This window comes from Dactylosporangium sp. CA-139066 (genome assembly GCF_050936175.1).
Lineage (GTDB): Bacteria > Actinomycetota > Actinomycetes > Mycobacteriales > Micromonosporaceae > Dactylosporangium.
Genome location: NZ_JBNJNH010000001.1, coordinates 353,168 through 373,268, shown reverse-complemented (window position 1 = coordinate 373,268; position 20,101 = coordinate 353,168). Strand labels below are relative to the sequence as shown.

The 20,101-nt window shown below is 73.8% G+C and carries 25 protein-coding genes; 9 read left to right on the top strand and 16 right to left on the bottom strand.

Annotated features, from left to right (window positions below; all coding sequences use genetic code 11):
• Positions 1-91: 91 nt before the first annotated feature.
• From ACQEVU_RS01775 to ACQEVU_RS01760, 4 genes are read left to right on the top strand one after another with little or no spacing between them, the layout of a single operon-like run.
• Positions 92-466, top strand: coding sequence for a VOC family protein (locus ACQEVU_RS01775; protein ID WP_433319481.1), 375 nt, complete (start codon positions 92-94; stop codon positions 464-466).
• Complete coding sequence (locus tag ACQEVU_RS01770; RefSeq protein WP_433319478.1) at positions 463-1,563, top strand: AI-2E family transporter; 1,101 nt, start codon at positions 463-465, stop codon at positions 1,561-1,563. The genes ACQEVU_RS01775 and ACQEVU_RS01770 overlap by 4 nt, the downstream gene beginning before the upstream one ends.
• Positions 1,560-2,783 carry a deoxyguanosinetriphosphate triphosphohydrolase gene (locus ACQEVU_RS01765; protein WP_433319475.1) on the top strand — a complete coding sequence of 408 codons (1,224 nt, stop codon included), beginning with the start codon at positions 1,560-1,562 and terminating at the stop codon, positions 2,781-2,783. Before ACQEVU_RS01770 ends, ACQEVU_RS01765 begins: the two co-directional genes overlap by 4 nt.
• Before the next feature lie 12 nt (positions 2,784-2,795).
• Complete coding sequence (locus ACQEVU_RS01760; RefSeq protein WP_433319472.1) at positions 2,796-4,055, top strand: NAD(P)/FAD-dependent oxidoreductase; 1,260 nt, start codon at positions 2,796-2,798, stop codon at positions 4,053-4,055.
• On the opposite strand, the gene ACQEVU_RS01755 is transcribed toward ACQEVU_RS01760, so the two are convergent.
• Positions 3,983-5,170 carry an MFS transporter gene (locus ACQEVU_RS01755; RefSeq protein WP_433319469.1) on the bottom strand — a complete coding sequence of 396 codons (1,188 nt, stop codon included), beginning with the start codon at positions 5,168-5,170 and terminating at the stop codon, positions 3,983-3,985. The genes ACQEVU_RS01760 and ACQEVU_RS01755 overlap by 73 nt on opposite strands.
• A gap of 120 nt (positions 5,171-5,290) precedes the next feature.
• Here ACQEVU_RS01755 and ACQEVU_RS01750 point away from each other — a divergent pair, with 120 nt between their 5' ends.
• Both ACQEVU_RS01750 and ACQEVU_RS01745 read left to right on the top strand, forming a co-directional pair.
• Positions 5,291-5,467 (top strand): hypothetical protein, encoded by a 177-nt coding sequence (locus ACQEVU_RS01750; RefSeq protein ID WP_433319466.1) that lies wholly within the window; start codon positions 5,291-5,293, stop codon positions 5,465-5,467.
• Positions 5,442-6,389: a tetratricopeptide repeat protein gene (locus tag ACQEVU_RS01745; protein WP_433319463.1), complete on the top strand. Its 948-nt coding sequence runs from the start codon at positions 5,442-5,444 to the stop codon at positions 6,387-6,389. The genes ACQEVU_RS01750 and ACQEVU_RS01745 overlap by 26 nt, the downstream gene beginning before the upstream one ends.
• On the opposite strand, the gene ACQEVU_RS01740 is transcribed toward ACQEVU_RS01745, so the two are convergent.
• Genes ACQEVU_RS01740 through ACQEVU_RS01730 form a run of 3 tightly spaced genes read right to left on the bottom strand, consistent with a single transcriptional unit; the run spans position 6,386 to position 8,785 of the window.
• A complete protein-coding gene (locus ACQEVU_RS01740) occupies positions 6,386-7,354 on the bottom strand; it encodes a glycosyltransferase (RefSeq protein WP_433319460.1) in 969 nt (322 codons plus the stop codon). The two genes, ACQEVU_RS01745 and ACQEVU_RS01740, sit on opposite strands and share 4 nt — an antisense overlap.
• 24 nt (positions 7,355-7,378) lie before the next feature.
• Positions 7,379-8,137 carry a zf-HC2 domain-containing protein gene (locus ACQEVU_RS01735; RefSeq protein ID WP_433319457.1) on the bottom strand — a complete coding sequence of 253 codons (759 nt, stop codon included), beginning with the start codon at positions 8,135-8,137 and terminating at the stop codon, positions 7,379-7,381.
• Between the two features lie 27 nt (positions 8,138-8,164).
• The gene (locus ACQEVU_RS01730) at positions 8,165-8,785 is read right to left on the bottom strand and encodes a TetR/AcrR family transcriptional regulator (protein WP_433319454.1); all 621 of its coding nucleotides are present in this window, start codon (positions 8,783-8,785) and stop codon (positions 8,165-8,167) included.
• Between the two features lie 44 nt (positions 8,786-8,829).
• Between ACQEVU_RS01730 and ACQEVU_RS01725 the strand changes: the two genes are divergently transcribed.
• Complete coding sequence (locus ACQEVU_RS01725) at positions 8,830-9,843, top strand: aldo/keto reductase (RefSeq protein ID WP_433319452.1); 1,014 nt, start codon at positions 8,830-8,832, stop codon at positions 9,841-9,843.
• Here the strand turns inward: ACQEVU_RS01725 and cobF are convergent.
• The 5 genes from cobF to ACQEVU_RS01700 all read right to left on the bottom strand — a co-directional run bounded on the left by cobF (position 9,788) and on the right by ACQEVU_RS01700 (position 13,688).
• Positions 9,788-10,561, bottom strand: a complete 774-nt coding sequence (gene cobF, locus ACQEVU_RS01720) for a precorrin-6A synthase (deacetylating) (RefSeq protein WP_433319449.1) — start codon at positions 10,559-10,561, stop codon at positions 9,788-9,790. The two genes, ACQEVU_RS01725 and cobF, sit on opposite strands and share 56 nt — an antisense overlap.
• 12 nt (positions 10,562-10,573) lie before the next feature.
• Positions 10,574-11,629: an ABC transporter ATP-binding protein gene (locus tag ACQEVU_RS01715; protein WP_433319446.1), complete on the bottom strand. Its 1,056-nt coding sequence runs from the start codon at positions 11,627-11,629 to the stop codon at positions 10,574-10,576.
• 70 nt (positions 11,630-11,699) lie between these two features.
• Entirely contained in the window at positions 11,700-12,503 is an 804-nt protein-coding gene (locus ACQEVU_RS01710) for an ABC transporter permease (protein WP_433319443.1), read from the bottom strand.
• Positions 12,481-13,281, bottom strand: coding sequence for a molybdate ABC transporter substrate-binding protein (modA, locus tag ACQEVU_RS01705; protein ID WP_433319440.1), 801 nt, complete (start codon positions 13,279-13,281; stop codon positions 12,481-12,483). Before modA ends, ACQEVU_RS01710 begins: the two co-directional genes overlap by 23 nt.
• Entirely contained in the window at positions 13,278-13,688 is a 411-nt protein-coding gene (locus ACQEVU_RS01700; RefSeq protein ID WP_433319437.1) for a TOBE domain-containing protein, read from the bottom strand. Before ACQEVU_RS01700 ends, modA begins: the two co-directional genes overlap by 4 nt.
• Positions 13,689-13,779: 91 nt before the next feature.
• On the opposite strand from ACQEVU_RS01700, the gene ACQEVU_RS01695 reads away from it, so the two are divergent.
• Positions 13,780-14,019, top strand: coding sequence for a hypothetical protein (locus ACQEVU_RS01695; protein ID WP_433319435.1), 240 nt, complete (start codon positions 13,780-13,782; stop codon positions 14,017-14,019).
• On the opposite strand, the gene ACQEVU_RS01690 is transcribed toward ACQEVU_RS01695, so the two are convergent.
• The 4 genes from ACQEVU_RS01690 to ACQEVU_RS01675 form a co-directional block, all read right to left on the bottom strand.
• The gene (locus ACQEVU_RS01690) at positions 13,988-14,464 is read right to left on the bottom strand and encodes a YcxB family protein (RefSeq protein ID WP_433319432.1); all 477 of its coding nucleotides are present in this window, start codon (positions 14,462-14,464) and stop codon (positions 13,988-13,990) included. The two genes, ACQEVU_RS01695 and ACQEVU_RS01690, sit on opposite strands and share 32 nt — an antisense overlap.
• A 168-nt stretch (positions 14,465-14,632) precedes the next feature.
• A complete protein-coding gene (locus ACQEVU_RS01685; RefSeq protein ID WP_433319429.1) occupies positions 14,633-15,358 on the bottom strand; it encodes a histidine phosphatase family protein in 726 nt (241 codons plus the stop codon).
• Position 15,359: 1 nt separating this feature from the next.
• Positions 15,360-16,070: a TIGR03943 family putative permease subunit gene (locus ACQEVU_RS01680; protein WP_433319426.1), complete on the bottom strand. Its 711-nt coding sequence runs from the start codon at positions 16,068-16,070 to the stop codon at positions 15,360-15,362.
• A gap of 10 nt (positions 16,071-16,080) precedes the next feature.
• Positions 16,081-17,082, bottom strand: coding sequence for a permease (locus ACQEVU_RS01675; protein ID WP_433319423.1), 1,002 nt, complete (start codon positions 17,080-17,082; stop codon positions 16,081-16,083).
• 71 nt (positions 17,083-17,153) lie between these two features.
• On the opposite strand from ACQEVU_RS01675, the gene ACQEVU_RS01670 reads away from it, so the two are divergent.
• Positions 17,154-17,636, top strand: a complete 483-nt coding sequence (locus tag ACQEVU_RS01670; RefSeq protein ID WP_433319421.1) for an XdhC family protein — start codon at positions 17,154-17,156, stop codon at positions 17,634-17,636.
• Between the two features lie 31 nt (positions 17,637-17,667).
• Here the strand turns inward: ACQEVU_RS01670 and ACQEVU_RS01665 are convergent, their stop codons facing one another.
• From ACQEVU_RS01665 to ACQEVU_RS01655, 3 genes are all read right to left on the bottom strand, one after another.
• Positions 17,668-19,050: a glycine--tRNA ligase gene (locus tag ACQEVU_RS01665; RefSeq protein WP_433319418.1), complete on the bottom strand. Its 1,383-nt coding sequence runs from the start codon at positions 19,048-19,050 to the stop codon at positions 17,668-17,670.
• A 172-nt stretch (positions 19,051-19,222) separates the two neighbouring features.
• The gene (locus ACQEVU_RS01660) at positions 19,223-19,750 is read right to left on the bottom strand and encodes a hypothetical protein (RefSeq protein ID WP_433319415.1); all 528 of its coding nucleotides are present in this window, start codon (positions 19,748-19,750) and stop codon (positions 19,223-19,225) included.
• Between the two features lie 19 nt (positions 19,751-19,769).
• Complete coding sequence (locus ACQEVU_RS01655; protein WP_433319412.1) at positions 19,770-20,093, bottom strand: antibiotic biosynthesis monooxygenase family protein; 324 nt, start codon at positions 20,091-20,093, stop codon at positions 19,770-19,772.
• Positions 20,094-20,101: the final 8 nt, after the last annotated feature.

The window sequence follows — 20,101 nt, the reverse complement described above, 5'->3', positions numbered from 1 at the left end:
CTAGGGTGCCGTCCCCCACTGGCAACGACGCGGCTGCGACGGCCGTCGACCCGGCGTATGGTGGGTCCCCACGTCGACCGCGGAGGTGTTTATGGGGAGTCGCTGGTACGCCCTGATCGTGGACGCGGTCGACCCCGAGCGCCTGGCCCGGTGGTGGGCCGAGGTCCTGGACCACCGCGTGGAAAGCGTATCCCCGGGGGAGGTCGTGATCGGCCCCGCGATCGACGGGCATCCACGCCTCGTCTTCCTGCGCCACGACGACGCCAAGCACACGAAGAACCGGCTGCATCTCGACCTGCGCCCGGACGACCTCGACGGCGAGCTCGAGCGGCTGGTCAACATGGGCGCCCGCCACGTGGACGTCGGCCAGCCGGAGGACGCGGGCTGGGTCGTGCTCGCCGACCCCGAGGGAAACGAGTTCTGCGTCATCCGGCCGGCGCACGGAAAAGGCACTGCGGGCCGATGAGTTTCGCGAAGACCTACCGGCTGGCCATCGCGGCCGGCCTCGGGCTGCTCACCGTCGCCGTCGGTGCCTTCGCGCTGTACTCCGTCCGCGAGGTCCTGGTCCAGGTGATCATCGCGCTGTTCATCGCGGTGAGCCTCGATCCCGCGGTGCGCCTGCTGATCCGCCACGGCGTGCGCCGTTCCCTCGCCGTCGGCATCATCCTGCTGCTGGCCCTGGGGATCCTCGCCGCGTTCATCTGGTCGCTGGTCCCGCCCCTGGTCGGGCAGGCCGGGCAGCTGCTGGACAACGTGCCGCGCTACCTGCAGGAGCTGCCCGACCGCTCGCGCACCTACCGCGAGATCGCCGACCGCTACGGGCTCACCGAGCGGCTGACCGCGTTCGCCAAGACGGTGCCCGAGAAGATCGGCGGCGGGGCGCTGGGCGTGGTCACCGGCATCTTCAGCGCGATGGTCAACGTCCTGCTGGTCACCGTGCTCACGATCTACTTCATGGCCGACCTGCCGCGCATCCGCCGCGGCCTGGTCCGGCTGGTGCCGCGGGCCGGCCGGCCGCGCGCCGCGCAGGCGGTCAACGTCGTCGTCGACAAGGTCGGCGGCTACATGATCGGAAACCTGATCATCTCGCTGTTCGCCGGCGTCACCTCGGGCATCTGCCTGTTCGCGCTCCACGTGCCCTACGCGCTGCCGCTGGCCGTGTGGGTCGCGCTGACCGACCTCATCCCGATGATCGGCGCGACCGTCGGCGCGGCCGGCTGCTGCCTGGTCGCCCTGGTCACCGGCGACATGGTCTCGGTGATCGTGCTCGTCGTGTTCTTCGTGGCCTACCAGCAGATCGAGAACTACCTCATCGCGCCGCGGGTGCTGCGCAACACCGTCGACCTGTCCTCGGTCGCGGTGCTGCTGGCCGCCCTGACCGGCGGGGCCGTCCTCGGCGTCGCCGGCGCGCTGATGGCGATCCCGATCGTCGCGGCCGGCAAGGTCCTCATGACCCCGGTCGTCGACGCGCTCAACGAGCCGCCGGCCCGCGAGCCGCCCGCCGAGCCGCCGGTGCCGATCCCGGTTCCGCGTGAGGAAGACTCTTCTAAGCTCGACACGTGACTGCCGACGATACGGCCCGATTCGTACCCGAACCGGTGAAGGACACGGTCACCACGCCCGCCGACAACGGCCGCGGGCCCTTCCAGCGCGACCGGGCCCGGGTGCTGCACTCGGCCGGGTTCCGCCGGCTGGCCGCCAAGACGCAGGTGCACACCGCGGGCAGCGACGCGTTCCTGCGCACCCGGCTCACCCACTCGCTCGAGGTTGCCCAGATCGCCCGCGAGATGGGCGCCCGGCTCGGCTGCGACCCCGACGTCGTGGACACCGCCGGGCTTGCGCACGACCTCGGCCACCCGCCCTTCGGGCACAACGGCGAGGACGCGCTCGACGCCGTCTCCGCGCTCTGCGGCGGCTTCGAGGGCAACGCGCAGACGCTGCGGGTGCTGACCCGGCTGGAGGCGAAGGTCCCGGGCGCCGGGCTCAACCTCACCCGGGCCTCGCTCGACGCGGTGTCGAAGTACCCGTGGCCGCGCGAGCCGGGCAAGCGCAAGTTCGGCGCGTACGCCGACGACCTCGAGATCTTCGCCTGGCTGCGCGTCGAGCCGGGCCCCCGGCGCTGCCTGGAGGCGCAGGTCATGGACTGGGCCGACGACGTGGCCTACTCGGTGCACGACCTCGAGGACGGGATTCACGGTGGGTACGTCCACCTGGCCCCGTTGCGCGCCGACGCGGGCGAGCGGGAGGCCCTGTGCGCCGACGTCGCCGCCGCATACTCGCAGGAGCCGGCCGCCGACCTCGACGCCATCCTGCTGGAGCTGCTCGCCGACCCCGTCTTCGAGCCGCTGGACGACTACGACGGCAGCCACGGCGCGCAGATCGCGCTGAAGCGCATGACGAGCGTGCTGACCGGCCGCTTCGCCGCCGCGGCGGTGGCCGCCACCCGGGAGCGTTACGGTCCCCGCCCGCTGCGCCGCTACGACGCCGACCTGCTCGTGCCGCCCCTGGTGCGCGCGCACTGTGCCCTGCTGAAGGGCATCGCGCTGCGCTACGTCATGCGCCGGCCCGGATCCGCGCAGCGGTACGCCGACGAGGTACACATCCTGCAGTCGCTCGTGGCGGCGCTGCTCGCCCGGGAGGGTGACGGCCTGGACCCGGTCTTCGCCCCGATGTGGCGCGGCGCCCCCGACGACGCCGCGCGGCTGCGCGTGGTGATCGACCAGGTGGCGAGCCTGACCGATGCCACCGCGGTCGCGTGGCACCGAAACCTGTCCGCTTCGTGAAAGGCTGGAACCATGGCTGATGAGCGAGTCTTTGTGATCGTGGGGGCGAGCCTGGCCGGCGCGAAGGCGGCCGAGGCGCTGCGGGACGAGGGCTTCGCCGGCAAGGTGATCCTGATCGGCGAGGAGACGGAGCGGCCGTACGAGCGCCCGCCGCTGTCGAAGGCCCACCTGCAGGGCAAGGAGGGCGCGCGGGAGAAGGCGTTCGTGCACCCGCCCGAGTGGTACGCCGAGCACGACGTCGACCTGCGCCTCGCCACCCGGGCGACGCACCTGGACCCGGCGGCGCACACGATCACTCTCGACGGCGTGGACGAGCTGCGGTACGACCGGCTGCTGCTGACCACCGGCTCGCGCGTGCGGACCCTGGGCATCCCCGGATCCGACCTCACCGGCGTGCGCTACCTGCGCACGATCGACGAGTCCGACGCCCTGCTCGAGCACCTCCGCGCGGCCGGCAACGTCGTGGTCGTCGGCGCCGGCTGGATCGGCCTGGAGACCGCCGCCGCGGCCCGCGGCCACGGCGCCGACGTCACCGTCGCCGAGATGGCGGACCTGCCCCTGCAGCGGGTCCTGGGCGACGAGGTGGCCGCGATCTTCGCCGACCTGCACCGGGCCAACGGGGTGACGTTCCGCTTCGGGACGTCGGCGGCCGAGTTCCGCGGCACGGACGGGCGCCTGACCTCGGTCGTGCTCTCCGACGGCACCGAGCTGCCGGCCGACGTCGCCGTCGTGGGCGTCGGCATCCAGCCCAACACCGAGCTGGCGGTCGACGGCGGCCTGGCCGTCGAGGACGGCATCCTGGTCGACGCGGCCCTGCGCACGTCGGTCGAGGACGTCTTCGCCGCCGGCGACGTGGTGAACCTCGACCACCCGCTGCTGGGCCGGCGGGTGCGCGTCGAGCACTGGGCCAACGCGCTCAACGGCGGCAAGTACGCCGCCCGCGCCCTGCTCGACCAGGACGTCGTCTACGACCGGGTCCCGTACTTCTTCTCCGACCAGTACGACCTCGGCATGGAGTACAGCGGGTACGCCGCGCCCGGCGGCTACGACCGGGTGGTGTTCCGCGGCGACCCGTCCATCGTGGACGGTAAGGCCCCGGAGTGCATCGTCTTCTGGACCCGGGACGGCCGCGTGCTGGCCGGCATGAACGTCAACGTCTGGGACGTCACCGACGACATCCAGAACCTGGTCCGCGCGGGCTACGCCGGCCGCGCCGTCGACCTGGACCGCCTCGCCGACCCCGCCGTCCCGCTGGCCGCCCTGCTGGACTGAGGCCGCACCAGCGCCACCACCACGGCCAGGAGCGTCACCGCCAGGGCGAAGAGCAGCCAGCTCGCGCCCGCGGCGGTGGCGCCCGCGGCCAGCAGCGGCCCGGCCCACATGCCGGCCGTCATCGCCAGCGTGAGCGCGGCGTTGTAGCGCCCGCGCAGCGCCTCCGGGGCCAGCGCGTTCACCATCGCCGGCAGCGCGCCGGACAGCAGCAGCTCCCCCGCGCCCATGAGGACCGCGGCCGCCACCAGCGCGAAACGCCCGGGCAGCGGATGCAGCGCCGCCTGTACCGCACACAGCCCCCACCCCGCCGCCCACACGCCCGCCGCCGCGGCGATGAGGCCGGCGGGGCGCAGCCGGCGGCCGAGGCGCAGCGCCAGGGGCAGGCCCGCGACGATGACGAGGCAGTTCGCCACGCTCGCCCACGACATGCCGGCCGGGTCGCCGCCGAGCACCGCCAGGATCGGCAGGCCGGCGTTGTACACGCCGTAGCCCGCCGCCGACGCCAGCCCCGCCACCACCAGCAGGCGGCGCAGCGCCCGGTCGCCGAGCAGCGCCCGGTAGCCGCCGGCGTCGGCCGGCGCGGGCCGCGGCCGCGCGCCGGAGGCCCGGACGCACGCGACGGCGACGAGGCAGGTGGCGGCGGCGACCCACCACGACCGGGCGGCCCCGGCGCCGAACGCCGCCCCCGCGCCCATGCCGGCGTTGAAGAGGGCGAACTGCAGCGTGAACGTGCGGCCCTGGTCCGGCTCCGGCACCGCGGCGGCCAGCAGCGCCGAGTACGCCGGCAGCGTCACCGACCACCCGAACCCGACAAGGGCGACCGCGCACCCGAGCGCCACCGGGTCGCGGGCGGCGGCGACGAGCGCCAGGCCGCCCGCGCTCGCGAGCAGGCCCGCGGTCATCGCGCGGTGGCCGCCGAAGCGGTCGGCGACGGCGCCGCTGAGCCAGTTGCCGGGCACGCTGGCCAGCGCCAGCAGCGACGTCATCGCCGCCGCCGTCGCCAGCGGCAGGCCCTTCGCGCCGTGCAGCAGGATGACGAGGTACGGCTGCGTGAGCCCGATGCCCGCCGCCGAGACCGCGTCGCCGAGGAACAACCATCGCACCGCCCGGTTCATGGCCGAAGTCTGCGGCGGGGCGCTTTCCAAGCACTTGAACCGCCGCGCCAAGTCCGTTGCAAGTGCGGGCCAAGCGGGGCGCGCGAAGCTCTTGGCAACCCCGACGACAAGGAGATCCCGATGAATGACAAGCCCCAGCCCGAGGTCCGCACCACGGTGCGCCCGGTGCGCTCCGGTGGCCTCGCCACCAACCACAGCCAGGCCGCTGAAATCCGCACCACGGTGCGCTCCGGTGGCCTCACCACCAACCACAGCCAGGCCGCGCCCCGCCGTGACCGTGCTGCCGAGCCCCGCTGACGCCGCGGTCGCGGTGCACGACGCGGCGCTGACGGCGTGGGACGAGCGCCGCTACGCCGCGACGGTGAGCCTGTGCCGGCGGGCCCTCGACCTGCTGGGGTCGCCCGCCGGCGCCGGGTCGCCCGACGCCGCCAACGTCCTCACGCTGCTCGGCGGCGCGCTGGACGAGCTCGGCCGGCACCGCGACGCCGAGGCCCGCCACCGCCGGGCCGTGCGCATCATGGACGCGTTCCTGGCCGGGCACGGCGTGCTGCTGCGCCTGCGCGTCCAGGCGGCCGCCGGCCTGGCCGGCAGCCTGCGGCGGCAGGGCCGCTACGCGGAGTCCGAGGCGTGGTACCGCCGCGCCCTCGACGACGCCGCCGCCGACTACACCGAGCTCGAGCTGGCGCCGCTGCACAACGACCTGGGCGTGCTCTACCGCTTCGCCGGCCGGTTCGACGAGGCGCGGGAGTGCTACGAGCGGGCGCGGGCCGCGCTGGAGGCGGCCTACGGCCCCGACGACCCGGCCCTGGCCGCCATCTGGCACAACCTCGCCGGCCTCGCGCACGCCCGCGGTGACGCGGCCGAGGGCGTGCTCATCGCGCGCCGCTCCCTCGCGCTGCACCGGGCCGCGTTCCCGCCCGGCCACCCGGCGATCGCCGCCGACGAGGCCCAGCTGGCCGCGCTGCTGCAGGCCGCGGGCGAGCCGGCCGCGGCCGAGCCGCTGCTGCGCGGGGCGATCGCGAGCCTCACCGACCAGTACGGCCCGGACCACATCGAGGTCCTCGCCGCCGTGCACAACCTCGCCGCCGTGCGCGCCGACCGCGGCGACCGGCACGAGGCAGCGGCGCTCTACCGGCGCGCGCTGGACGGCAAGCGCCGCACCCTCGGGCCGGACCATCCGGAGACGATCCTCACCCTGGACGCCGCGCGGCCGGGCTAGAAGACCTCGCGCACGACGTCGTCGGGCGCCGGCATCCGCGCGATCTCCGCCGCGATCGCGCGGGCCGCGGCCCGGAAGTCCTCGCCCCGGCCGGGCAGCAGCCGCCACGCGAGGTCCTCGATCGCGTCCGCGCCGGCCCCGGGGCCCGCGCTGAGCCCGGCGCCGGCCGCCACGACGGCCGCGGCGTTGCCGAAGTGGTCGGCGCCCTGGGGCAGGACCAGCTGCGGCACCCCGGCCGCGAGCGCGCCGAGCGTCGTGCCGCTCCCGCCGTGGTGCACCACGAACGTGGCCCGCGGCAGCACCTCGGCCTGCGCGACCCACCCGTGCACCTCGACGCCGCGCGGCAGCGGCCCGAGCCGGGCCGGCGGCACCGACCCGGCGGCCACGACGACCCGCATGCCGAGCGCGGCGACCCCGGCCACCGCTTCGCGCAGCACCTCGGCGGTGCCGAACGCGGTGCCGAGCGTGACGTAGACGAACGGGCCGTCGACCCGCACGCGCTCCCCCGGCGGCGAGAACGCCACCGGCCGCAGCGGGATCCGCTCGGCCGCGTCGAGGAAGCCCGGCTCCTGCAGCGACGGCGGGCAGATGTCGAGGTGCGGGCGCTCGGCCACCGCGGCCGGCAGCTCCAGGCCGATGCCGTCGGGGTACATCCGCCCGAACCCGTGCCACAGCGAGGGGATCCCGGCCCGCGTCGCGGCGAGCGCGGCCCCCGGCAGGCCCCACTCGTGCACGACGAGGTCGGCCCGCAGCCGCTCGAGCTCGGGCTGGAGGTCGTCGGCGTACATCTCGTAGAAGCAGTCCCCCGGCCGCAGCACCGCGAGCCCGGCCCCGCGCAGCGCCGCGTGCACCTCCTCGCCGACGGCGAAGTGCACGTCGTGCCCGGCCCGGCGGGCGGCGACGGCGAGGGGCACGAGCGGGTAGGCATGTCCCGGGGCGGCGAGGCTGGCGAAGACGACGAGCACGCCGAGAATCTACGCCGCCGGCTCCTACGCGGCCCTGCGCAGGGCGTTGCCGGCCCTGGCCTGGCCCTGGATCAGGCGCAGGCGGGCCGGCGCGGGGGCCGGGGGCGGCTCCTCGTCAAGCGCGGCCGGCCGGCGGAACCGCCACGGCGGCCCCTGGCGCCCGGCCGGCGGGCGGCCCGGGTCGAGGCCCGGGCGGGACAGCGCGATGACGATCGCGTAGCCGGCCAGGACGAACCCGTGGCTGACCAGCCGGGTCGTCTCGACCGTGCCGGCCAGCAGGTCGCCGGCGCTCAGCAGTGCCAGCAGCGCGACGAACGCGGTGAGCATCGGCAGCGCGCCGGCGGGGCGGCCGCGGCGGGTGGCGATCCAGGCGAAGCCGGCGCCGATGGCGACGTTCCAGGCGGCCGACTCGTGGAAGACGTGGCCGTTGCCGTGCAGGTGGGCGGCGGTCGCGCCGGCGGCGGCCTGGGTGATGCCGAGCACGAACTGCGCCGCGCCGAACGCGCCGAGCAGCGTCCGCAGCACCAGCACCAGCCGGCGCCGGGAGCGGCCGTTGTCCCGCTTCGCGGCGCCCGCGAACCCGGCCACGAGCGTCTCCACCGGCGGCGGGGAGCCGGGCACCGGCTGGAGGCGCACGAGGCGGGTCACGGCCATGGCCTCGCGCTCCCACGCCCGGCACGCCGCGCAGCCGGCCAGGTGGGCGTCGACCAGCCCCGGCTCGATCGGCTCGTCCTCGCCGTCGATCCGGGCCGACAGCGCCTCTCTGTACCGCTCACACTCCACGGTTGGATTGTCGCCGCCCACGCGGCGTTAGTTCCATCCGGACCGCGGATACAGCGCCGACACCCACAGGTGGGTCAGCGTGTCGACCAGCACCGACCGGTCGTCGAACGGCGCCACCCGGCAGGCGGCCAGGTAGTAGAGCCGCTCGCCGAGCCAGGTCAGTGACGCGGCCAGCGCGGGCACGTCCACGCCGGCCAGGTGCGCCGAGGCGGCCGGGTCGGCGCGGATGCGGGCCAGCGTGGCCTCGGTGAACGTCGCCATCTGGGCCAGCCACAGCTCGCGCAGCTGCGGGTCGGCGGACCAGCTCTCCACGATCGCGCGCAGCACGCCGGCGTTGGCCAGCCACAGCCCGGCGCCGGCGTCGATGCCGGCCCGCAGCGCCTCGCGCGGGTCCCGCTCGCCGGCGATCCAGGGCTCGGCGGCCTCGTGGCCGGCGCCGACCGCGCGGCGCACCAGCTCGGCCAGGGCCGCCGGCTTGCCGGGGAAGTAGAAGTAGAAGCTCGCCCGGGACACCCCGGCGGCGGCGATGATCTCGGCCACGCTCAGCGACTCGAAGGTGCGCCCGTTCAGCAGCTCGCGGAGCGCATCCAGGATGCGTTCGCGCAGCTCGGGGGCTCCGGGCGGGGGTTGGTCGCGGCGGGCGGTCACCCGGCCACCATACAACATGACCAGACACGTTGTATGGTGAACGCATGGGGATGCGGTACACGACATTCGGGCACACCGGCCTGCGGGTGTCCGAGCTGGTGCTCGGCGCGATGACCTTCGGCGAGCAGGGCGGGGTGGGCGCGCCGGTCGAGGAGTGCCGGCGGATCCTCGACGCCTACGCCGACGCGGGCGGCAACATGATCGACACCGCGATCAACTACCGCGGCGGGGCGAGCGAGGAGATCCTGGGCGAGCTGCTCGGCGAGCGGCGGGACCGGTTCGTGCTCGCCACGAAGTACACGGTGACGCGCGACGCCACCGACCCGAACGGCGGCGGCAACCACCGCCGCAACCTGCGCCGGTCGCTGGAGACGAGCCTGCGCCGGCTGCGCACCGACCACATCGACGTCTACTGGGTGCACATCTGGGACCGGCACACCCCGGTCGAGGAGACGATGCGCGCCCTCGACGACGCGGTGTCGGCCGGCCAGGTGCTCTACGTCGGCATCTCCGACGCCCCGGCCTGGGTGGTGTCCCGGGCCAACACGCTGGCGCAGTGGCGCGGCTGGACCCCGTTCGCCGGCCTGCAGGTGCCCTACAGCCTCGTCAACCGCGACGCCGAGCGCGAGCTGCTGCCGATGGCGGCGTCGTTCGGCATGTCGGTGACGGCCTGGAGCCCCCTCGGCGGAGGGATCCTGTCCGGCAAATATGACAGATCCGAACTGTCCGAGAAATCGCGCCTCGACCCGAGCTCGATCAGCGAGCGCGACCGCGGGATCGCCGCCGCGGTGCGGACGGTGGCGGACGAGCTCGGCGCCACCTCGGCCCAGGTCGCGCTCGCCTGGACGCGGCGGCGGGCCGGTGTCCTGCCGATCCTGGGGGCCCGCAACGCGGAGCAGCTCGCCGACAACCTCGGGTGCCTCGACGTGCGCCTGACCGACGAGCAGGCCGGGAAGCTCGAGGCGGCGACGGGCTTCGTGCCGGGGTTCCCGGCCGACTTCATCAGGCAGACGGAGCCGTGGGTGCTGGGTGCCGCCGCAATAGGTATGTATCCATGATCCAGCCCTTGCGGGCGCGGGCCCGCGCGCGCACCTCGGCGATCTCGTCGATCACGTCGCCCAGCCGGCCGGCGACGAGCAGCTCGTCCGGGGTGCCGAGGTAGGCGCCCCAGTAGATGTCGATGGGCTCGTCGCGGTACACCTGGCAGGCCAGACCGGCGTCGAGCATCACGACCACGTCGTCGCTGTCCGCCGGCCAGCCCGCGGCCAGGCGCCGGCCCGTGGTGATGTGCACCGGGCCGGCGACGCGGTTGAGCGTGACCCGGTGCCGCGCGGTGAGGATCTGCACGCTGCTGATGCCCGGGATCACCTCGTAGGCGACATCGTGCCCGGCCTCGCGGATGGTGTCCAGGACGCGGATGGTGCCGTCGTAGAGCGCCGGGTCGCCCCACGCCAGGATGCCGCCGACGCCGCCGTCGGGCAGCTCCCGCTCGACCGCCTCGGCGAGGAGCCGGGCCCGCTCGTCGCGCCAGTCGCGCACGGCCCCGGCGTAGTCGGCGGCGGCCCGGTCGCGGGGCGGGTCGGGGATGACGACGGTGCGGTAGTCGCCGGTAGCGTACCGCGCGCACAGCGCCTTGCGGGCGTCGGTCAGCTCGGCGGCCGCCTCGCCCTTGTCGAGGACGAAGAACGCGTCGACGGCGTTCATGGCGTTGATCGCCTGTACGGTGACCTGCTCCGGATCGCCGGCCCCGACCCCGATGATCAACACTGTGCGCATGGCGCCATCCTGTCAGGCCGGGTACGCACGGGTCTCGGCGGCCTTCACCGCGACCCAGACCTCGCGGCCGGGCATGAGCTCCAGGTGGGCCGCGGCGGCCGGCGTCACGTCGGCCGCGACCGGCAGCGCGCCGGCCAGCTGGATGCGCAGGTTGTCGCCGTGGCGCTGGATGCCGGCGATGGTGGCCGGCCAGGCGTTGCGCGGGCTGCCGTCGGGCCGGGCCGGGTGCAGCGCGACCGCGGACGGCGGGAACGCCACGAACGCGTCGCCCCGCAGCGCGTCGGCCGCCGTGAGCGCCACGCCGCCGACGTCGACCGCGTGGCCGTCGGCGCGGCCCCGGTACAGGTTGAGGCCGACGAGCCGGGCCACGTACTCGGTGCGGGGCCGCGCGGTGATCTCCGCCGCGCCGCCCTCCTGCACCACGGCGCCGGCCTCGAGGATCACCAGCCGGTCGGCGAGCACGAGCGCGTCGAGCGGGTCGTGGGTCACCAGCAGCGTGGCGCCCGGGTGGTCGGCGAGGTGCCGCTGCAGCTCGGCCCGGGTGTCGGCCCGCGTGCCGGCGTCGAGCGCGGCGAGGGGCTCGTCCAGGAGCAACAGCCGCGGTTGTACGGCAAGAGCCCGGGCGAGCGCCACCCGCTGCGCCTGCCCGCCGGAGAGCTGGCGGGGTTTGCGGCGCGCGAAGTCCTCCAGCCCGACGCGGCCCAGCCAGGCCAGCGCCTCGATGCGGGCGGCCCGCCGGTCGCGGCCGTGCCGCCGCGGCCCGAACGCCACGTTGTCCAGCGCCGTCAGGTGCGGGAACAGCAGGTAGTCCTGGAAGACGACGCCGATCGCCCGGGTCTCCGGCGGTATCCAGAGCCGGTTGGCGGGCCGGTCCAGGTCGCGCCCGTCGAGCGCGATGTGCCCGCCGGTGAGCGCCTCCAGCCCGGCGAGCGCCCGCAGCGCGGTCGTCTTCCCGGCGCCATTGGGCCCGAGCAGCGCCACGACCTCGCCCGCCGCGATGCGCAGCTGCGCGTCCAGCCGGAAGTTCCCGCGGTCGACGACCATGTGGGCGTCCAGAAACTCGCTCATGGCGCAGCAGGCTCCGGTTCAACATCCGCGCAGTCGGGCAAGACCCGCCGTATCACGATCTTCGGACCGCTCACGCGGTAACCCATTGGTCGCGTAGGGAGGCCAGGATCGCTACCGAGACCGCGAGCAGGATCAGACTCAGCACGATGGCGGCCTGCAGGTCGGTTTCGAGGGCGAGGTACACCTCGAGCGGCATCGTCCGCGTCCGGCCCGGGAAGCTGCCGGCGAACGTGATGGTGGCGCCGAACTCGCCCAGCGCCCGCGCCCAGCACAGCACGCCGCCGGCCGCGATGCCGGGCGCCACCAGCGGCAGCGTCACGTGCGTGAACGTCGTCCACCGCCCGGCGCCCAGGGTGGCCGCGGCCTCCTCGTAGCGGCTGTCGGCGCCGCGCAGGGCGCCCTCGACGGCGATGATGAGGAACGGCATCGCCACGAACGCCTCGGCGAGCACGACCGCGGTCGTGGTGAACGGCAGCGTGATGCCGAACGTGCGGTCCAGCCAGGCCCCGAGCAGGCCGCGGCGGCCGAAGACCAGCAGCAGCGCGACGCCGCCGACCACGGGCGGCAGCACCAGCGGCACGGTGACCAGCGCGCGCACCACCCGCCGGCCCGGGAACTCGACCCGGGCCAGCAGCCACGCCAGCGGTACCCCGAAGACCAGGCACAGCAGCGTGGCCAGGGTGGCGCTCTGCAGCGACAGGCGCAGCGCGGTCAGCACGCCGGGCTGGGTGAGCCGCTGCGGCAGCGTCGACCAGGGCGCGCGGACCAGCAGGCCGACCAGCGGCAGGACCAGGAAGGCGAGGCCGAGCGCGGCAGGCACCAGCAAGGCGACCGGTACCCGCCGGACAGTTTTACGGCGACTGGAAGCCAGCATCGGCGAGTCTCTGTCGGCCCTGGTCCGACAGCACCCAGGCGACGAACGCCTGCGCGCCGGCCGCGTTGGGGGCGTTCTTGAGCACGACGATCGGGTACTCGTTGATCGCGCCGGCCGACTCGGAGAACTCGATGCCGTCGACGTCCGCCACGGAGGCCTTGGCGTCGGTGCGGTACACCAGCGCCGCGTCCACCTCGCCCAGCTTCACCTTCTGCAGGGCCGCCTTGACGTCCTGCTCCAGCGTCACCGGGGTCAGCTTCACGCTCGCCGCGTCGAGCGCCTTCTTCGCCGCCGCGCCGCACGGCACCTGCTCGGCGCACAGCGCCACCTTGACGCCCGGCCCGGTCAGGTCGGCCAGGCCCTTGACGCCCTTGGGGTTGCCCTTCGGCACCGCGATGACGAGCTGGTTCTTGACGAACGTGGTCGGGGTGCCCGCGCCGTTGCCGGCGTCGGTCACGGTCTTCATGTTGGCCGGCGCCGCCGAGGCGAACACGTCGGCGGGCGCGCCCTGGTTGATCTGGGTCGCCAGCGCCGAGCTGCCGGCGTAGTTGAACGTGACCTTCGCGTCCGGGTTGGCCGCCTGGAAGTCCTTGGCGATCTGGTTGAACGACTCGGTCAGCGACGCCGCCGCGAACACCGTGACGGTGCCCTTCACCGTCGAGGTGCCCGACGTCGCGCCGGTGGCCGGCGCGGTGCCGCCGGTGTCGGTCGCGTTGTCGCCGCAGCCGGCCAGCCCGACCATCATGAGCATGAGCGCCGCGATCGCGGTGCGCCTCATGAGTGACTCCTCCCCTTGTCGACTCGCTCCACCACGACGGTGGTCGACTTGATCACCGCGATCGCCAGCGAGCCGACCCGCAGGTCGAGCTCGTCCGCGGCCTCGCGACTCATCAGCGACACGATCCGGAACGGCCCGGCCTGAATGTCGACCTTCGCCATCACCGTGTCCTTGACGACGGCGGTGACGATGCCGCGCAGGAGGTTGCGGGCGGACGAGCCGTCCGAGCCCTCCTCCGCCTCGGCGGCCTGCGCCCGCGCGAACGCGGCGAGGTCGACCCCGTCGATGACGCGGTGGCCGTTGTCGTCCCGGCCGGCCGGCAGCCGGCCCGAGTCGACCCAGCGGCGCAGCGTGTCGGCGCTCACCCCGAGCAGTTCGGCCGCCTCGCCGATCCGGAACGTGGTCATGGTCGGAAGCCTATCCCCGGCACTTGCAAGGACAAATCGGCTATTGGGCTGGCATCTGCCCAAGGAAATCGCGGCGGGGCCTGATAGGTGCATGACGCAGCCGGCCCGGGTCACGCGGCCGGGCGGGCGGCTGGTGCTGTTCCACCCGTCGGGCCGGGCCGCGCTCGCGGCGCGGCGCGGGCGGGTGCTGCGGCCGGACGAGCCGCTCGCGCGGGGGCCGCTGGCCGCCACGTGCGCGGGGTCGGGGTGGGAGCTGTGCGAGTACGACGACGGGGCGGAGCGCTTCTACGCCCTCGCGCTCAGACGGCCACCAGCAGGCGGCGGTCGGTGAGGAAGTCGCGGACGGTGTCGGCCTCCGCCGCCGGCAGCAGCGTCCACGGCACCACCAGCACGCCCGTGCCGCCGGTCACCACGATCCAGAACTCGCCGTTGTCCTCGACCCGCTCGACCGACGTCCACTCGTAGCCGGCCCGCATGCTCGGGGTCCGCACCCGGATCTCGTCGTCGGTGAGCTCGTAGGTGGCGGTCTCGGCGAACACGCCGGTCCGGGCGTTCACCGCAGCCCGGGTCAGCAGCCAGGGCCCGACGAGCAGGGCCACGCCCGGCGTGAGCAGGACGCCGCCGCCGATCGGGACGCCGAGCAGCAGGGCGCCGAGGCCGGCGACCGCGAGCGCGCCGCCCACGAGGTTCCACACACGCAGGCTGCCGCGCATCCGCGCCCGCAGCGACCTTCGCGTCCGGCCGCCGTCCGGCCTGACCGTCAGCGTGATGTGCATCGTTCCCCGTTCATCGATTGCTGCCGCGACAGTACGCCATGGCCGATCCCGGCCCGCCGCGGCACCCGGGGGTGCGCGATGCCCGCCGGCAGGCGCGGCCGGGGTGCATGCTGACGCTCTGGCGGGCCTGCGTGACGGTCACCACGATGGCCCGCTCCGGGCGGAGGTTCAGATCCCGTCGGTCGATGAGCCGACGGTCCAGTAGACCCGGTTGTAGTCCTCCAGCTCGAGCCCGGCGCCCGCGCCGCCGTCGCGGTAGGTGGTGACGCCGCAGTTGGCCGGGGCGCCGCCGGCGGGCCAGCTCTGGGCCTGCGAGTAGCTCCACCCCTCCAGCAGGAACCGGAAGCAGCGCAGCGTGCCGCCGTGGGTGACCACCATGATCTTCTGGCCGGCGTGGTCGCGGGCGATGGTGTTGAGGAACATGTGCACGCGGCCGGTGACGTCGGCCAGGCTCTCGCCGCCGGGCGGGCGGGCCATGAAGCCGCCGAACGTCTGCCAGTACTCGTTGAGCCACGGGAACGCCGCCTCGGCCTCGGCGGTCGTCATGTCGTAGGCGAAGCCCGGGTCGCGCTCGCGGATGAACAGCTCGGTCTTGACCCGCATCGCGGCCCGCTCGGCCGCGGTGTAGGCCTCCAGGATGCCCTCGGCGGTCTGCTCGGTGCGGGCGTAGCCGCTGGTGAACACGTAGTCGAACGCGCCGAAGCGCTCGCGGATGCCGTGGCCGGTCTGCTGGGCCTGCTTGTGCCCGTCGGCGGTGAGCTCGATGAGGTGGTCGGGCACGCCCCGCACGACCTGGCGGGCCGCGTCGTCGGCGAAGTAGACGCTGCCCTTCTTGGCGATGTTGCGGGCGGACTCGGCGTGGCGGACGAGGACCAGCAGGGCGGGAGCGCTCACCTTATGACTCGTACTGCTCTTGCGGCACCGGGATCAAGGTGACCTCGGACACCTCCAGGTAGGGGATGGCCTCGCCGTTGACCTCGTCCTGCAGCTCCTGCCCGCTGTACTTGCCGGTGACGTCGAGCCACTGCTGGTCGGCGAGGCCGGCGGGCAGCTCGCCGCCGAGCGCGACCTTGACCGGCCGGGCATCCGCCGCGCAGCAGCTGACCATCATCCGGGCCAGCAGCCAGGAGCCGTTCGGCCCGCGCATCGCGAAGCCGGTGAGCTTGATCCGCCGGTCGCCGAGCGAGACGCCCTTGTCGAACACGGCGCGGGAGGCGTAGTCGAGCATCGTCAGGCGCAGCGGGTCGCCGGCCGGCAGCGGCGCGTACTCCGAGCGCGCGGTGACCGCCGAGCCGGAGCGCCCGGCCGCGTAGGAGCCCAGCGCCGGCGGGGCGAACAGCAGCAGGCCGAGCACCGGGGCGAGCAGCAGCCAGGCCACCCTGGGGCCGCCGTGCGCGTGCCCGTGCCCGTCGTCGTGCTCCTCCGCCCTCCCCCGGATCTCGTAGAACAGCGTGAAGGCCCCGGCCAGCACGAGGATGGCGCCGGCGACGACGAGGTACGGCTGGAGACCGGGCTTCACGTAGTTGAGGTACTGCCCGGTGAGGCTGGCCCGCAGCACGGCCCCGCCCACGAGCAGCAGGATGACGGCCTGCGCCTGCTTGTTCACACGGGCCTCCTCATAGCAGAACGGGTCCCAGCAGCGTCGAGACGAGGATCGCCACGACGAAGGTGGCGGGGGCGAAGCGCAGCGCGAAGCGGCGGCCGAAGATGCCGGCCTGCATCGCGAACAGCTTCAGGTCGATCATCGGGCCGACGACCAGGAACGCCAGCCGGGCGGTCATGGAGAACTGGGTGAGCGAGGCGGCCACGAACGCGTCGGCCTCCGAGCAGATCGACAGCAGCACCGCCAGCAGGCCGAGCACGACGATCGCCAGGAAGTGGTTGGCCGCCACGTTCTCCAGCCAGCTCTTGGGCACCACCACGGCGATGACGGCGGCGGACGCGGCCCCGACGACGAGGAAGCCGCCGGCGTGCAGGACGTCGTGACGTACCGAAGCCCAGAACGCCGGCCATTTCGTCATGCCGTCCAGGTGGGCCTGCGACGGCATGCGCAGCCAGCTGCCCTTGCCGAACGCCTGCCACAGCCAGCCCATCACGGAGGCGACCACGAGGCTGGCGACGGCCCGGGCGAGCACCATCCGCGGCTGGCCGGGGAAGGCGACCGCGGTGGAGACGAGCACGATCGGGTTGACGGCCGGCGAGGCGAGCAGGAACGCGAACGCGGCGGCCGGCGTGACCCCGCGGCGCACCAGGGCCCCGGCCACCGGCACCGACGCGCACTCGCAGCCGGGCAGCACCACGCCGGCCACGCTGGCCGTCGGCACGGCGAGGGCCGGGTGCTTCGGCAGCGCCTTGGCGAAGAACGAGGGCGGCACGAACACGGCGATGACCGCCGAGAGCACGACGCCGAAGACGAGGAACGGGATCGCCTGGGTGAGCACCGAGACGAACACGGTCAGCCAGGTCTGCAGGGCCGGGGCGGCCAGCGAGCGGGTGATCGGCCCGCGCAGCAGGACCACGAGCACGAGCAGCACGGCCAGCACCTCGACCGAGCCCGGCCGCCAGCGCCGCGGCCGCTCGGGTGCCGGGGCCGGCGCTTCCTCATGGGTGAGCGTCACGGACTGGAGGCTACCGCGTGGATTGATACGGTCGACATGAAGCGCCCACGAACACTTCGGAGCGTGAAGCCATGGTTGCCTCTTCCGGGTTCGACTCCCAGGCGTGCGCGCTGGCCCACGGCGCCGTCGAGGCCGCGCCGGACGGCCGGGCGGTGGTCGCGGTCTTCGACTCGCCGGTCGCCACCCAGCTGCTGCACTTCGCGGCCACGCTGGGCTACCGGGTCGCCCTCGCCGACCCGGACCTCGCCGGCGTGACCGTCGACGCCGACACCGACGTGGTCGTCTGCGACCACGACCGGCCGGAGCTCGGCGCGGCGCTGCGCGACGCGCTGGCCTCGCCGGCCCGCTGGGTCGGGGTGATGGGCAGCCCGCGGCACACCGCGCCGCACGTGGCGGCGCTGCGTGAGCTGGGAGTGGCCGAGGCCGACATCGCCCGGGTGCACCGCCCGATCGGGCTCAACATCGGGTCCCGGACCCCCGCCGAGATCGCCCTGGCGACGCTCGCCGGGCTGGTCGCCGACAGAAACGACCGGCCCGGCGGCTTCGCTTTCTAAGTCTGCTGCAGACCCCAGGTATGCAGCAGACCTAGCAGCCCGGGAGGCGCTCGATCAGGTACGACTCGACCTGGTCGAGCGAGACGCGATCCTGGGCCATCGTGTCGCGGTCGCGGATGGTCACCGCGTTGTCGTTGAGGGTGTCGAAGTCCACCGTCAGGCAGAACGGCGTGCCGATCTCGTCCTGGCGGCGGTAGCGACGGCCGATGCCCTGGGCGTCGTCGAAGTCGACCGTCCAGCGCTTGCGCAGCTGGGCGGCGAGGTCGCGGGCCTTCGGCGACAGGTCGGCGTTGCGCGACAGCGGCAGCACCGCGGCCTTGACCGGGGCCAGGCGCTTGTCGAACCGCATGACGGTGCGCCGGTCGACGCCGCCGCTGGTGTTGGGGGCCTCGTCCTCGTCGTACGCCTCGAGCAGGAAGGCGAGCACCGCGCGGGTCAGGCCGGCGGCCGGCTCGATGACGAAGGGGACCCAGCGCTCCTTCTTCTCCTGGTCGAAGTACGACAGGTCGACGCCGGAGTGCTTGGAGTGCGTGGTCAGGTCGAAGTCGGTGCGGTTGGCGATGCCCTCGAGCTCGGAGAACTCCTGGCCGCCGAAGCGGAAGCGGTACTCGATGTCGACGGTGCGCTTCGAGTAGTGGGAGAGCTTCTCCTTCGGGTGCTCGTAGTAGCGCAGGTTGTCCGTGGAGATGCCGAGGTCGATGTACCAGTTCCAGCGCTCCTGCAGCCAGTACTCGTGCCACTGCTCGTCGCTGCCGGGCTCGACGAAGAACTCCATCTCCATCTGCTCGAACTCGCGCGTGCGGAAGATGAAGTTGCCCGGGGTGATCTCGTTGCGGAAGCTCTTGCCGACCTGCGCGATGCCGAACGGCGGCTTCTTGCGCGCGGCCAGGGCGACGTTGTTGAAGTTGACGAAGATGCCCTGGGCGGTCTCGGGCCGCAGGTAGTGCAGGCCCTCGTCGTTCTCGACGGCGCCGAGGTAGGTCTTCATGAGGCCGTTGAACATGCGCGGCTCGGTGAAGGTGCCCTTGTTGCCGCAGTTCGGGCAGCTGATCTCGCCCAGCACGAACGGCTTGTCGGTGCCGTTCTTCTCGACCCACGCCTCCTCGAGGTGGTCGGCCCGGAAGCGCTTGTGGCACGACGCGCACTCGGTCAGCGGGTCGACGAACGCCTCGACGTGGCCGGAGGCGACCCACACGTCGCGGGCCAGGATGACCGCGGAGTCCAGGCCGACGATGTCGTCACGCTGCTGGACCATCGTGCGCCACCACTGGCGGCGGACGTTGTCCTTGAGCTCGACGCCCAGCGGGCCGTAGTCCCAGGCCGAGCGCGTGCCCCCATAGATCTCGCTCGACGGGAAGACAAAGCCGCGGCGCTTCGCGAGGCTGACGACGGAATCGATGCGATCTGCGGCCATGGTTCCTCCTCGGCCTACTCGACTGGCTGTCGGCAGGCTTGGTCGTGTTTGGTCTGTCGGGACTTAACGGTCGATCCGGGCAAACCGTCAACGTCACCATCGACGGTACGGTTACGCCGGGCGAGCCGCACCAGATTAACGGGCGGCGGCCGGGCCCCCGCCCACCGGGCGGCTAATCGATCCCGCCGCAGATCACGTAGCGGCTGCCGGCCTGCTCCATGTCGTAGCGCTCATCGACCCAGCGGCCGTTCTGCTGGACCTGGGCGGCGACGGTGATGTCGTTGTTGGTGATCCGCACGTCGGCGGCGTCGACCCGGAAGTCGGTGACCGGCGCGGCGGCGAAGTGGTCCTCGAACCAGGCGACGGTGTGCGTGCGCTGCTCGGCGTCGCACAGCTGGCGCCGGGCCGTGACGAAGTCCTCGTCGCGCACGGCCCCAAGGTACACGTCGACGACCGACACGATCTGGGACTTGGCGACGTTGTCGGCATAGGGCAGCAGGAACGCGATGCCGACCACCCCGCCGATGCAGCACAGCACCAGCGCCAGGCCGCCCACGCCCAGGCCGATCCACAGTCCGCGCAGGTCGCGGTCGCGCGGCGGCGCGGCGAAGGGCGTGAGCACGCCCGGGCCGCGCGGGGGCGGCGGAACCTCGTCCGGCGACTGGAACTGCGGGTGGGGGCCGGCCTGAGGCGGCATCATGCGATCAGCCTATCCAACGTCAGGCGCGGTCACTCGTGGTGACCACGAGCGCCCCTCCCGGCGCACTCTCGGCCAGCACCTCGAACGCCGAGGGCTCGTCGAGCGCCTGGGCGAGCAGCGGGGTGGCGTGGACCTTGACGTCGAAGTTCGACAGGGCGCGCCGGTAGGCCCCGACGGACTCCCACTCGGTGACGATGCTCCAGTGCGCCGGGTCGTCGTACGCTCGTCCGAGCGCCCCCCGCCGGTACCCTGGGCAGGCCGCGAGGGCGGCGAGCGCGGCGTGCGCCCGCTCGGCGAATCCGTCGTCGCCCTCGTCGACGACGAACCTGGTCATCACGAGCATGCCGTCGA

Excerpts from the sequence above, each read along its gene's own strand:
- ACQEVU_RS01665 (WP_433319418.1), bottom strand. The coding sequence starts at position 19,050 with ATGGCCGCAGATCGCATCGATTCCGTCGTCAGCCTCGCGAAGCGCCGC.
- cobF (WP_433319449.1), bottom strand. The coding sequence starts at position 10,561 with ATGCGCACAGTGTTGATCATCGGGGTCGGGGCCGGCGATCCGGAGCAG.
- ACQEVU_RS01760 (WP_433319472.1), top strand. The coding sequence starts at position 2,796 with ATGGCTGATGAGCGAGTCTTTGTGATCGTGGGGGCGAGCCTGGCCGGC.
- ACQEVU_RS01770 (WP_433319478.1), top strand. The coding sequence starts at position 463 with ATGAGTTTCGCGAAGACCTACCGGCTGGCCATCGCGGCCGGCCTCGGG.
- ACQEVU_RS01710 (WP_433319443.1), bottom strand. The coding sequence starts at position 12,503 with ATGCTGGCTTCCAGTCGCCGTAAAACTGTCCGGCGGGTACCGGTCGCC.
- ACQEVU_RS01715 (WP_433319446.1), bottom strand. The coding sequence starts at position 11,629 with ATGAGCGAGTTTCTGGACGCCCACATGGTCGTCGACCGCGGGAACTTC.
- ACQEVU_RS01695 (WP_433319435.1), top strand. The coding sequence starts at position 13,780 with ATGACGCAGCCGGCCCGGGTCACGCGGCCGGGCGGGCGGCTGGTGCTG.
- ACQEVU_RS01670 (WP_433319421.1), top strand. The coding sequence starts at position 17,154 with ATGGTTGCCTCTTCCGGGTTCGACTCCCAGGCGTGCGCGCTGGCCCAC.
- ACQEVU_RS01755 (WP_433319469.1), bottom strand. The coding sequence starts at position 5,170 with ATGAACCGGGCGGTGCGATGGTTGTTCCTCGGCGACGCGGTCTCGGCG.
- ACQEVU_RS01655 (WP_433319412.1), bottom strand. The coding sequence starts at position 20,093 with ATGCTCGTGATGACCAGGTTCGTCGTCGACGAGGGCGACGACGGATTC.
- ACQEVU_RS01725 (WP_433319452.1), top strand. The coding sequence starts at position 8,830 with ATGGGGATGCGGTACACGACATTCGGGCACACCGGCCTGCGGGTGTCC.
- ACQEVU_RS01660 (WP_433319415.1), bottom strand. The coding sequence starts at position 19,750 with ATGATGCCGCCTCAGGCCGGCCCCCACCCGCAGTTCCAGTCGCCGGAC.
- ACQEVU_RS01700 (WP_433319437.1), bottom strand. The coding sequence starts at position 13,688 with ATGACCACGTTCCGGATCGGCGAGGCGGCCGAACTGCTCGGGGTGAGC.
- ACQEVU_RS01775 (WP_433319481.1), top strand. The coding sequence starts at position 92 with ATGGGGAGTCGCTGGTACGCCCTGATCGTGGACGCGGTCGACCCCGAG.
- ACQEVU_RS01750 (WP_433319466.1), top strand. The coding sequence starts at position 5,291 with ATGAATGACAAGCCCCAGCCCGAGGTCCGCACCACGGTGCGCCCGGTG.
- modA (WP_433319440.1), bottom strand. The coding sequence starts at position 13,281 with ATGAGGCGCACCGCGATCGCGGCGCTCATGCTCATGATGGTCGGGCTG.
- ACQEVU_RS01690 (WP_433319432.1), bottom strand. The coding sequence starts at position 14,464 with ATGCACATCACGCTGACGGTCAGGCCGGACGGCGGCCGGACGCGAAGG.